This is a genomic window from Pseudoalteromonas shioyasakiensis (assembly GCF_001550135.1).
GTDB classification, from domain to species: Bacteria; Pseudomonadota; Gammaproteobacteria; order Enterobacterales; family Alteromonadaceae; genus Pseudoalteromonas; species Pseudoalteromonas shioyasakiensis.
The window spans coordinates 85,074-96,975 of the sequence record NZ_LRUE01000025.1 but is presented as its reverse complement, the minus strand read 5'-3'; the positions used below and the strand labels follow the sequence as shown (position 1 = coordinate 96,975).

At 41.1% G+C, this 11,902-nt stretch carries 9 protein-coding genes; 6 read left to right on the top strand and 3 right to left on the bottom strand.

The genetic code is table 11. The annotated features are described in order from the left end of the window. The first annotated feature begins 340 nt into the window (after positions 1-340). The 5 genes from PASHI_RS21750 to PASHI_RS21730 all read left to right on the top strand — a co-directional run bounded on the left by PASHI_RS21750 (position 341) and on the right by PASHI_RS21730 (position 6,828). Entirely contained in the window at positions 341-1,288 is a 948-nt protein-coding gene (locus PASHI_RS21750) for an HlyD family secretion protein (protein WP_062567027.1), read from the top strand. Next, positions 1,285-2,211, top strand: coding sequence for an ABC transporter ATP-binding protein (locus tag PASHI_RS21745; RefSeq protein ID WP_062567026.1), 927 nt, complete (start codon positions 1,285-1,287; stop codon positions 2,209-2,211). The genes PASHI_RS21750 and PASHI_RS21745 overlap by 4 nt, the downstream gene beginning before the upstream one ends. A gap of 5 nt (positions 2,212-2,216) precedes the next feature. Beyond that, positions 2,217-3,362 carry an ABC transporter permease gene (locus PASHI_RS21740; RefSeq protein ID WP_062567032.1) on the top strand — a complete coding sequence of 382 codons (1,146 nt, stop codon included), beginning with the start codon at positions 2,217-2,219 and terminating at the stop codon, positions 3,360-3,362. Between the two features lie 68 nt (positions 3,363-3,430). Then, on the top strand, positions 3,431-4,594 hold the full coding sequence (locus tag PASHI_RS21735; protein ID WP_062567025.1) for a sugar ABC transporter substrate-binding protein: 1,164 nt from the start codon (positions 3,431-3,433) through the stop codon (positions 4,592-4,594). After that, positions 4,591-6,828: an ATP-binding protein gene (locus PASHI_RS21730; RefSeq protein WP_062567024.1), complete on the top strand. Its 2,238-nt coding sequence runs from the start codon at positions 4,591-4,593 to the stop codon at positions 6,826-6,828. The genes PASHI_RS21735 and PASHI_RS21730 overlap by 4 nt, the downstream gene beginning before the upstream one ends. 10 nt (positions 6,829-6,838) lie before the next feature. Here the strand turns inward: PASHI_RS21730 and gloA are convergent, their stop codons facing one another. Both gloA and PASHI_RS21720 read right to left on the bottom strand, forming a co-directional pair. Continuing rightward, entirely contained in the window at positions 6,839-7,237 is a 399-nt protein-coding gene (gloA, locus tag PASHI_RS21725; RefSeq protein ID WP_062567031.1) for a lactoylglutathione lyase, read from the bottom strand. Positions 7,238-7,456: 219 nt separating this feature from the next. Continuing rightward, entirely contained in the window at positions 7,457-9,364 is a 1,908-nt protein-coding gene (locus PASHI_RS21720) for an aminotransferase class V-fold PLP-dependent enzyme (protein WP_062567023.1), read from the bottom strand. 240 nt (positions 9,365-9,604) lie between these two features. On the opposite strand from PASHI_RS21720, the gene PASHI_RS21715 reads away from it, so the two are divergent. Beyond that, complete coding sequence (locus PASHI_RS21715; RefSeq protein ID WP_062567022.1) at positions 9,605-11,143, top strand: S10 family peptidase; 1,539 nt, start codon at positions 9,605-9,607, stop codon at positions 11,141-11,143. A 120-nt stretch (positions 11,144-11,263) separates the two neighbouring features. Here PASHI_RS21715 and nth read toward each other — a convergent pair whose 3' ends face one another. Beyond that, entirely contained in the window at positions 11,264-11,896 is a 633-nt protein-coding gene (nth, locus tag PASHI_RS21710) for an endonuclease III (RefSeq protein WP_054553695.1), read from the bottom strand. Positions 11,897-11,902: the final 6 nt, after the last annotated feature.

Below are 11,902 nucleotides of genomic sequence, written 5' to 3'. Positions count from 1 at the left end.
GTAACAGGGGTTCGAATCCCCTTGGGGACGCCACTTATTCAAGTAGGTTATGTGTAGTAGGGCGGTGAACACCGCGCAATCTATGCACGACGTTATCAAGAGTACAAATCTCTTGGGGGCGCCACTTACTTTAAGTAAGTTGATGTGTTGGAAAGGCTATCTATATATCATTTCAAATAGAACTAAGATTTTTCAACTTAATATTCCTTATTCTCCATATATCTTTACGATATAGACTCCATATATTTCTAAAACTTTAATTCCTATAGATCACTTTTACAGATCATTTTAATACTTTATAGTATCTAGCAACTCATCAGCTAACCATAAGGAAATTAAAATGTTAGCTAAACGTGTTGTACTCATACTAATTTCTTTAGTCATTACTGCTTGTTCAGACTCAAATGAGGGAGTAGCGCTAGGAACGCTTGAGCGTGAGCGTGTGATCCATCCTGCAACGACTAACGAAATACTCATCGATTTACCCGTCTCAGCAGGCCAGTTGGTCGAAAAAGGGCAGGTGATTGCAAAGTTCGATGCTGAACTACAACAAGCGATTGTTGCTAAAGCACAAGCTCAATTAGCTCAAGCCACTGCATTTCTTGAAAAAACCTTGAATGGTGCTCGCCCCGAAGAAGTTGCTGCTGCATCAGCCAAAGTAGCAGCAGCCAATGCTGCATATACGCAAAGCGAAGCTAATTTTCGCCGTGCAAAAACCTTAGTTAAAGATAAACTCGCAAGCCAAGAAACCTTAGACAGTGCTACCGCTGCACGAGATGAGACTTTTGCTAATTTAGAATCAGCAAAGCAGAACTTAAATGAGTTAACAAATGGTTCTCGCGTTGAAGATATTAATAGTGCGAAAGCGCAAGTTCAGGCGGCAGAAGCAGAACTAAAAGTACAGCAAAAATACCTCTCAGATCTGACAATTAAAGCGATGCGTGCTGGCAGGGTCGATAATTTACCTTGGCACGTAGGTGAGCGAGTTACTAAAGGTAGCCCTGTCGTTATAATTCAAGCAAACAGCGCACCTTACGCACGCGTATATATCCCTGAACCATATCGTGCCAAGCTCAATCAGGGCATGACCCTAACGGTTCGCGTCGATGGCATAGATAAAGATCTACAGGGTGAACTTACCTGGATTGCCTCAGAGCCTGCGTTCACGCCTTTTTATGCCCTTAATCAGGAAGAGCGTGCGAGATTAATGTATCTTGCTGAGGTAACACTACCGGTAAGTGAAAATAATTTACCGACAGGCGTACCTGCTCAAGTGATTATGCCATGACTGAATCGGTGATCCATGCCAAAGGTTTGGTAAAACAATTTGGCGATTTAAAAGCGATTGATAACCTTGATCTAGACGTTGAGCAAGGGCAAATTTATGGCTTTTTGGGCCCTAATGGCTGTGGTAAAACGACAGCAATCCGTATGCTTACGGGGTTATTGAAGCCAACCTCTGGTGATATCAATGTGCTTGGCTTGAGTCTGCCAAAAGATGCTGAAAAGCTCAGAACGCAACTTGGTTATATGACGCAAAAGTTTTCACTTTATAGTGACCTGACCGTACTTGAAAACCTAAAGTTCATGGCGGCGCTTTACCCGTTTAAAAAGCAGCAAAAACAACAAAGAATTGACGAATTGCTCCATACCTATGGTCTTGATCAAAGAGTTGATCAAATGGCCGGAAGTATGAGTGGGGGGCAACGGCAGCGCTTAGCATTGGCTGCTGCAGTGATTAATAAACCGAAAATTTTATTTCTTGATGAGCCAACATCGGCAGTCGATCCACAAAATCGCCGTGATTTTTGGGAAACACTGTTTGATTTAAGTAATGCCGGTACCACGATATTAGTCACCACTCATTACATGGATGAAGCAGAGCGTTGTCATCGTTTAGCCATTTTAGAATCAGGTATTAAACGCGCGGATGGCTCTCCAAAGCAATTAATGACAGACATGCACGCTCATGTTGTAGAAATCGCAGGGGCGCAAACCAGAGAATTAAAAAAACAGCTCGCAACAATTGACCATGTTATTTCAGCCACTCAATTAGGTGCACAGCTGCGAGTCTTAGTGAAAAAAGATGTTCAAGACCCCGTTGAGTTCATAAAGCAGCAATCATTTTGTCAGGATACGTGGCAAGTAAATAGTGTGCGCCCAAGCCTTGAAGACGTGTTTGTCACCTGCACAGGGCAGGGCAGACAATGAGTATTATGACTTCATTAAGCCGCATAAAAGCAATTGTAAGCAAAGAATTACTACAATTACGCCGCGATAGAATGACATTTGCGATGGTGGTGATGATCCCCCTTATCCAACTGATTCTATTTGGTTATGCTATTAACACCAACGTTAAAGATATCCCTGTTGCAGTGGTCGATCATAGTCAAACTGCGCTCAGTCGCATTTTAGTACAAACAGTATCGGCGACAAATGTGGTTAAAGTGACAGATTATTACGACAGTATAGAACAGGCACAAACAGCAATCGCCAGTGCGAAAGTGCGGGCTGTGCTGTTTATACCCCACGATGTGGCAAACCGACTTGCTCAGCACCCAACAGTGGGTTTTGGTTTGCCTGATGGCAGTAATGAGTCGTTAGTCAGGCCAATTGCACATTGGTTAGTTGACGGCTCAGATACAATGGTAGCGTCGAGCATAAAATCGCTGCGCAATATGCCGCTTGCAGAGCTTCTCGATAAGCCTGCGAATAGAACATACCCAACCTTTGAGACGACCTTATTTTATAACCCAGAGCAACGCTCTGCAGTGAATATTGTGCCAGGTTTAGCTGCTGTTATTTTAACCATGACGATGATTATGTTTACCTCTGCTGCCATTGTTAAAGAGCAAGAGCGAGGTAATATGGAGCTCTTAATCACCTTACCATTAAGCTCGCTTGAATTAATGATCGGTAAAGTGGTGCCTTATATCTTCATTGGTTTTATTCAGTTATTTATTATATTAGGCATGGGTAAGCTCTTGTTTCATATTCCTTTTGGAGGTGGTTTAGTCGCATTGGTTGTCGCAACCTTTGCCTTTATATGTGCCAGTTTAGTGCTTGGCTTAGTACTTTCAACCATCGCTAAAAATCAGCTTCAAGCAATGCAAATGACAATTTTCATTCTATTACCTTCTATTTTATTGTCAGGTTTTGTATTTCCCTATGAAGGTATGCCAAAGGCAGCGCAATGGCTTGCTGAGTGTTTACCCGCAACGCATTACCTAAGATTAGTACGTGGAATCGTGCTAAAAGATGTCAATTTAATAAGTATGAGCAGTGACTTACTTTGGCTTTTAGCTTTTACTATTTTGGGCTTGGCTGTGGCTGCATTTAGATTTAAGAAAACCCTTGATTAGGCTGGGCAATTTAAGGCATATGTGCTTAACTAAAAAGTAATTTTAATTCATTTTGAGTAGAAATTAGCGTGTGGCGAGTATTTTGGCTGGCGGTGCTATTAGTTACGTTTGATGGCTATGCAGCAACGATAAACCTAGCCCATACCATGAAGCATGAACATTTTAACCAATTGCTTAGTGAGTTTGCAGAGCAAAACGGTTTAACGGTTAACTCTGTATTGGTTGACCAAAAGGCGCTAAAGGTAAGGTTGGTACAAAATACTAGTACCAGCACCTCAACAGACGTAATTATTGTACCCGCTGATCACTTAGGCCTTGATAAATATGCCAACTACAGCGTTATTCCACACTCACTCATAGCTGATACCACAGACAAGCGAACCTTAGAAACTGCAAAGCTCAACAATGAGCTCTTAGGTATACCCATCATTCAAGGGAATCACTTGTTACTTTTTTATAATAAGCAGTTTGTTAAAGAGCCAATAGAAAACTGGCAGGATATATACCAAATTCAACCTTCATTGCCTGAAAAAGTGAAACTCGTTACATGGAGTTTTATGGAAATGTATTGGTTTATCCCGTTCCTATCGGCTTTTAGTGGTGATCTACTTGTAGATAATCAAGTTCAGCTAAATACACCAGCAATGCTATCGGCTCTCAAATTTGTTTGGGGTTTAAATAAACAAAACCTGGTTGATAGACAGTGCGATTACACTTGCTCAAATAATGCATTTAAAGCGCAGCAAGCCGCCTTCATCATCGATGGTGCTTGGGCATTAAAAACGTATGAGCAGGCGCTTGGTGATAGTTTAGCTGTGCAGCAATTGCCGAAACTCAATGGTGAGTATATGCAGCCTTATTACTCAACCTTTGTGCTGGCGTTTCCAAATGATGGCTTAAATGGTGTTAATAAAGACAATTTGATCAAATTTGCTAAATTGGTTCAAGCAGAAAAATTCCAAACACTGGTTTGGCAAAAACTTCAAGATATCCCAGTTAACACTGAGGTTTTAAATAACCTTAAAGCACAACAAGGCACTGAGTTATCAACCTTAATTGATGCCATACAATTTACAAAACCTATGCCTTCAACCGCATCTATGATCATCGTATGGGAAGTATTAAATAAAGGGTTTATTCGCTATGGCAGTGGTGCCTTAACTGCTGAGCAAGCGGGGCTTTTTATGCAAGGGTTGGCAGAGCGTTCGATTGCCAATGAAGGGGCTGAATGAGTAGTCCACGCTTTAGTCGCGCCTTATTTATCAGTGTATTACTACTGGTCATTATTCCCCTGCTGATCCTTGCAGGTTTGATGATAGGGCGATTCTATTTAAGCTCAATTGACCAAGCAAATACGAGTTTACAATGGCAAGCTAGAAATAATGCGGCCAGCCTTGAACAACTCTTATTTAAGCTTGAGAAAAACAGCCAATTGCTTAGTAGCACTAAAGCGATTACAGAACTGCCCAATAAAGTGGTGTACTCACAGTTCGCGCTTGTACAACTGCAGGAGTTTGTTGCCCAGAATCCACAGATAAAAGCATCGATTGTAATTGATAATCAAGGCTTTATAGTTGAAGGTTACCCTATTACCTCTTTAAATTTGAACTATAAACTCACAAAAAGCATTCTCGACAGCGCCAAGACATCAACAGAGCAAAACACAGTTCAAATTATCGATAACCCCCAAGTTAGTGAATTATTTGCGCCTGCAGAGGCAAAACAAAATGCCTTACTGGCAATTACATCTAAGTTGTTACATGAGCAAGATTCTCTTAGTGAGCCAATAATCAAAACGGGCGTGTTAGTGTCTTTTGTGCCTTTATCAGAGGCGTTAAAGTGGCTTGCAATACATAATGAACAACCGGTTTATCAAGCAGGTAAGCAGGTACAAATTACTGCACAAGATAACATTTTATATAGCGTGGGCGATGCTGGCGATAACGGCAAATTAATGGGGCAGGCCTCAATCAGTAATGTTTTTTATGCAGGTAAGCCAACCAGTTTACGATTCCAAATTAATGAAGCAAAAACCACCTACACCAGCGCTGTAAAGCAAACGGCTATATTGGCAGGGTTGTCAATTGTAGGACTCTCTATTATTTCATTTATTTCAGTGCGTTGGTTGACGGCACGGCTCCATAACCCGCTAAATCGCATTACTGCTCTTAGCCGAGAATATGCATTAGGTAATTACAAACAAGATACCGACGATTTTCATTATCAAGAGTTTAAAGATATTGCAGATTCCCTTAGCAGCATGGCCGATACCATTGATATACAAATTACTTCATTGCAATTAGAAAAACTTCGCGCTGAGCGCTCTGAGCAAGTTAAAAGCCAGTTCTTAGCCAATATGAGCCATGAAATACGTACTCCGATGAATGGTATTGTGGGCTTTTTGCAGCTACTCAATAAAAGCACGTTAACACAAGAGCAAGCAGAGTTTGTAAGGCAAATTAACAACTGTAGTGATGTGTTATTAACCGTGATTAACGATATTCTCGACTTTTCAAAAATAGAAGCCAATAAGGTAGAGCTCGAGTCGCGACAATGTGATTTAGTCGCGCTTTGCCATGACCTTATCTTACTATTTAAACCGAGTTGTGATGCTAAAGGGGTTGGCTGCCGGCTTGAGGTCTCCTCATTACAATCGCTGAATGTAGAATGTGATGAAATACGCGTTAAACAAGTGCTGATTAACTTGCTCTCTAACGCCGTTAAGTTTACCAATCAAGGAGAGATCATTCTTTCGCTTACTCTGCAAAGCCGAGATGAACACCAGACAGCCGTCGAGTTATCGGTAAAAGATACAGGCATTGGTATCGCTGAAGATAAAATAACAGCTCTGTTTAACCCCTTTGTACAAGCGCAAAGTAACACCACTCGTGAATATGGAGGAACCGGTCTTGGGCTTGCCATCAGTAAGGGGATGATTGATTTGATGGGAGGTACTATTGGTATCGACAGTGAGCTTGGCAAAGGTACCGAGTTTACCATTAATGTTAATTTTAAATCACTAAACACACAGGACGCTAGCGAAAAAGTACACCAATCAAATGAAGACATTCAGTTCGATTTTAAATCAGTCGACAAGCCAATATTAATTGCCGAAGATAACCCAATTAATCAAATTGTTATCTCTAAGTATTTAACTCAATTAGGTCTAAATTATGAATTGGCAGAAAATGGACAAATTGCCTGTGAGAAAACCCTAACACAAGATTACGCACTGATTTTAATGGATATTCAAATGCCGGTGATGGATGGATTAACTGCCAGCGAAAACTTACTTGCAAGGCCAGATTTTGATACGCCGATTATTGCGGTTAGTGCTAATGCTATGAAAGACGACATCGAAACAAGCGCAAAAATTGGTATCAGTGACCATATCGCAAAGCCAATTAATTTTGCTGAACTTGAAAAAGCACTCGCAAAGTGGCTATCTCAGCAATCGCTGAAATAGCCGGTATGAATCAAAAAGTGTTGTTATCTTTTTTCTGAATTAACTCAATTGCATAACCATCTGGGTCTTTAACAAATGCAATTTCAGTTGTGCCGCCTTTTACAGGACCCGGCTCACGACTCACATTACCGCCAGCAGCTTTAATGTCTTCGCAGGCTTTATAAATATTATCAAACTCGATAGCAATATGACCGTATGCATTACCTAAATCATAGCTGTCTGTATCCCAGTTATAAGTAAGCTCAAGCACGGTCGAATCTTTTTCGTCACCATAACCGACAAAAGCAAGGGTGTAGCGGTACTCTTCGTTGTCTGCACGGCGCAGCTCTTTCATACCTAATACCTGCGTATAAAATTCAATTGATTTATCTAAATCAGCAACGCGAAGCATTGTGTGTAATAAGCGCATTTTAAGCATCCTCTTTCTTGTCTTTAAATTCGCACAATTTCAATAACGCAGCATGGTACAACGCTGCGCATTAAAATTATTAAAAATGGATTATAAGTTATTTCGATTGCATGCACAGTAGCATTGAGACAAAGCGTTTAATATGAAAAGGGTGGCGTTATGCAGCAATGAATCGGGATTGCTGCATAACAATGAGGTTTTTGCGGTATAAGCGAAAGCTTAGCTTTTCACTTTACCTTTAAGTACATAAATTTCGCCATCAAAGCTCCCTTGAATTGTCAGGCCCTGACCCGCCAACTCCTTAAGATATTCGATATGCTCATTAGTGATATGTTGCCCCGGCACTAACAGTGGGATACCAGGAGGATAAGGTGTCACTAATCCGGCACAAATTCGGTTGTTACTTTTGCTAATTGGTACAGATTCACGTTCGCCATAGAATGCATCACTAGGAATACAGGCTAAGTCTATAGCGGGTAGATTCTCTGGTAGGCGTGTGCGCCTCATTGAAGTGGCAAGTTTTACTTTACCGCTATCGAGTTTCTTCAGCGCATTGTAAAGGCGAATGATCTTTGAGCGTGTGCCACCAAGAGTTAGCAAAACTAAAATGGTGCTGTGCGTGTACTTTTCGATTTCAAGGCCAATTTCATCTAATAGAAATTTATGAATATCCTTTAATGAATAAGGTAACTCGCTAATATCGATAAGGATCTTCAGTGGGTCGTGACCCATGTTATCGCCACTAAAATGTGGGAATATATCCATGAAATCTTGCTTATCGAGCACTTTAATATGTTTCAGTGAAGCCATTTGCTGCTTAAACTCTGCAACATGATTCAGCAGGGCATTCAGTAATTTATAACCTTCCATTTCTAATTGCTTCTGGCATACATCCAGCGAAGCAATGAGCTGATATTTTGGCGAGGTACTGGCGTAAATACTGTAGATCTCACGGAAGAAATCGGCATCGAAATCAGGGTCGTTCACATGAATATAAGACGCCTGAGAGAACGCTGAAACCACTTTATGTGCTGAATGGGTAACATAGTCTGCGCCAGCATTAATAGCTGAGTAGTGGCGTAAACTCGGGTGGAAAAGCGAGTAAGCAAACCACGCTTCGTCGATAAACACTTTAATACCGTGCTGATGTGCAAATTCCACTACTTGTTTTAAATCGCTAAGTAGACCATCGTAAGTACAGCCAGTTAAAACCAGTAATTTAGCATCGCTATTTTGTTCAATCGCTTGCTTGATGTCAGCCAGTGAAGGGGGCGCGAAGATACCATATTTAGGATTTAAAATACTCGATAAGTAAATAGGTAAACTAGCCGATTGCAAAATGCCGTAATGTACTGATTTATGGCAGTTTCGGTCAATGATCACCTTATCGCCTTTACGCAGCAAAGTTTGCAAAATAATCTTATTTGAAGTGGAAGACCCATTGGTAACAAAGTAGGTATGTTTTACTTCAAATGTCGCCGCAGCTGATTCTTGAGAGCGACCTATGGTGTTGGTGCTGTCAGACAGTGAACCAAGCGAGTCGACAGAAACCGACAGGTCGCCAACAAATACGTTACGGCCATAAAACTGATAAAAGTCTTTAATATAGGGAGAATTTCTAAAGCTAGCTCCGCCGCTGTGACCAGGTGTGTGCCATGAATCGTTCGATTCACCCACATAACGACGGTAGGCGGTCCAAAATGGGGTTTCTGAACGGTCATCAAAGTCATTGATCATATAGCCCAAGATTGCTTCAGGGTCTGAAATGACCTCATCTTTAAAAAAGAAAGATTCAATTTCTTCTGACTCGTTAACTATTTCCAAGCCTTTCGTATCGTCACCAATAACATAAACAGGCAGCTCAAGGCGTATGCCTTTTAATTGCTCGATAAAACGGCTATAGGTGCGCTCGCCATTGTTCAGTACATCCCAACTAAGTACCACAGCTTGAATATCGCCATCTTCCTCTACATATTTCAACGCCTGCTTGAGCTCAATGCACTCAATAATGTCGATATCAACATCACTGCGCTCAAAATTGGGGATTGTTTTTGCTAGGTTTGTTGAAAGCTCTTTTAAGGTGGCAGGATCTTGCTCAATTAATAAGATACGAAGTAAAGGTAACATAGCTATTCTCATAAAAATATCACATTACTCAACAGCATAACGAAAGGATGGAAGCTTGTGAAATTAATACTTTGATATTTTTTATACCGAGAAAGATAAGCTTTTTACGTGTTAATCGCAGATAGTTGAAATTACATGTGCTTGCTGTAAAAGTAATCACTTAAGTAAAAGGTTAATTGCACACTGAGTGATAAAGCCACTCAAGCCAGATACAGATAAGCCTGCTAGGGAGAATAAAACATGGCGTATGTTGCCAATTTCAAAACTGTAGTCATCTCTACATTGTTTGCGCTTTGTACAAGCGCGGTTAATGCAGATGAAGTCTCAAATTCAAACAACAGTAAGAAGCCGATACCAGAAGCCACTAAATTTGTGACCCAGCATAAAGGTACTTTTAATGACAAAAGGCTGAAATACAAAGCTGTAGCCGGTGAAACCTATTTATTAAACAAAAACGAAGAGCCAACTGCTGCTATCTTTTCGTTTGATTATATAGCTGCAAGCGATAACAAAAACAGACCAGTCACATTTATCTGGAATGGTGGCCCAGGCTCATCGTCTAATTGGTTACATATGGGTGCATATGGTCCTAAACGAGTTGTTGTACCAAGCGATGCTTCACATCCAGGAATGGCTCCTTACGAATTAAAAGATGCGCCTGAGACGATACTTGATGTGACTGATATGGTGTTCGTGGACCCTGTTGGCACAGGTTACTCGCGTGCCTTAGGTGACACTGACAGCAAAGCTTTTTGGGGCTTAAATCAAGATGCATCTTCTATCGCTGATTTTATTGCCCAGTGGCTAACAAAAGAAAATCGCTGGAATGCACCAATATTTTTATTGGGAGAGAGCTACGGGACAACTCGAGCGGCAGCGGTTTCTAAAGTGCTTATGGATAAACACCTGATCAATGTAAATGGCATTATTTTTGTGTCACAAGCTTTAGACTATCAAGGTTCAAGCCCTTATGTTGATGACAACATCATTTCTTACATCACTTACATACCCACACTTGCTGCAACTGCTTGGTATCATAAAAAAGTAGACACATCTGGAGATTTTGAAGCGTTTATTGATGCGAGCCGACAATTTGCAGTTGATGAATTACTACCAGCCTTATTTAAGGGGAATGCCCTTAGTAAAGCTGACAGAGCGCAAATTGTTGATGGCCTTCACCGTTATACAGGGCTAAGCAAACAATATATTGAGCAGGTTGATTTACGCATTAATGCCTTTAGATTCGCTAAAGAGTTATTGCGTGATGAGGGCGTCGCAGTAGGCTTGCTTGATGGACGTTATAAGCTTGATGAACGAGACGATTTAACAGCGGCTCCTAAGCAAGATGCGTCTAAAGTGATAGGGCCTGCATATAAAGCGGCACTGATGAAATACATGCGCACAGATTTAAACGTACAGTGGAAAAGAAAATACTTAAACCCTGGTGACCCTGAGTTATCAGATAACTGGCGCTGGCGTACTGCTCCTGATGGACAAGGATGGGAGCCAAGATACGTCAATACCGCGCCAGATTTATCTTATGTGCTTCGCAGTAATCCGCAAATGAAAGTGATGGTTGCCTCAGGGTATTACGATATTGTCACGCCATTTTTTGATGCAGAATACACCTTAAACAGACACGGTATATACGCTGATAAAATTGACTATCACTATTATCACGGTGGTCACATGATGTATGTTCACGAACCAGCAAGAGTATCGTTGTTAAATGATACGCGAGAGTTTATTAAAAAGCAGGTGAGCCAAAACCAGCGATAATGGCTAGGCTTATTGTGCCAAACCTTGTGTTTGGCACAATCTGCAAAATGAACTTACTGAGGTGATAGAAAAAGGTGAGCAACTTCACCTTAAAATTGTTAACTTTAGAGTAGACTTTAACTACTCAGTCTTTTCCTTAAACTCACACAAATCTTCGATAATACAACTGCCGCACTTAGGTTTACGAGCCGTGCACACATAGCGACCGTGCAGGATTAACCAGTGGTGTACATCGACCTTAAATTCTTTAGGTACCACTTTTTCTAGTTTTTGTTCTACAGCAACTACATCTTTACCCATGGCAAACTTAGTGCGGTTAGAAACGCGGAAAATATGCGTATCGACAGCAATTGTTGGCCAGCCAAAGGCACAGTTTAAAACAACATTTGCAGTCTTTCTGCCAACACCCGGTAATGCTTCGAGCGCTTCACGATTCTCTGGTACTTCTGAGTTATGTTTATTGACCAGAATCTCACACATTTTATAGACATTATTGGCTTTAGAATTAAACAAACCAATGGTCTTGATGTAATCGCGAAGGCCTTCAAGGCCTAAATCAAGAATCGCTTGAGGCGTGTTAGCAACAGGGAATAGCTTACGGGTTGCTTTATTAACACCCACATCTGTAGCTTGTGCTGATAAGGTAACCGCAACTAATAATTCAAACGGGCTTGAGTATTCAAGCTCTGTTTCTGGGTGCGGGTTTTGCTCACGTAAACGAGATAAGATCTCATAGCGCTTTTCTTTATTCATGGTGGC

Bases quoted from the DNA above. Each gene is read 5' to 3' on its own strand.
- PASHI_RS21750 (WP_062567027.1), top strand. From the start codon at position 341: ATGTTAGCTAAACGTGTTGTACTCATACTAATTTCTTTAGTCATTACT.
- PASHI_RS21730 (WP_062567024.1), top strand. From the start codon at position 4,591: ATGAGTAGTCCACGCTTTAGTCGCGCCTTATTTATCAGTGTATTACTA.
- PASHI_RS21715 (WP_062567022.1), top strand. From the start codon at position 9,605: ATGGCGTATGTTGCCAATTTCAAAACTGTAGTCATCTCTACATTGTTT.
- PASHI_RS21740 (WP_062567032.1), top strand. From the start codon at position 2,217: ATGACTTCATTAAGCCGCATAAAAGCAATTGTAAGCAAAGAATTACTA.
- PASHI_RS21745 (WP_062567026.1), top strand. From the start codon at position 1,285: ATGACTGAATCGGTGATCCATGCCAAAGGTTTGGTAAAACAATTTGGC.
- nth (WP_054553695.1), bottom strand. From the start codon at position 11,896: ATGAATAAAGAAAAGCGCTATGAGATCTTATCTCGTTTACGTGAGCAA.
- gloA (WP_062567031.1), bottom strand. From the start codon at position 7,237: ATGCGCTTATTACACACAATGCTTCGCGTTGCTGATTTAGATAAATCA.
- PASHI_RS21720 (WP_062567023.1), bottom strand. From the start codon at position 9,364: ATGTTACCTTTACTTCGTATCTTATTAATTGAGCAAGATCCTGCCACC.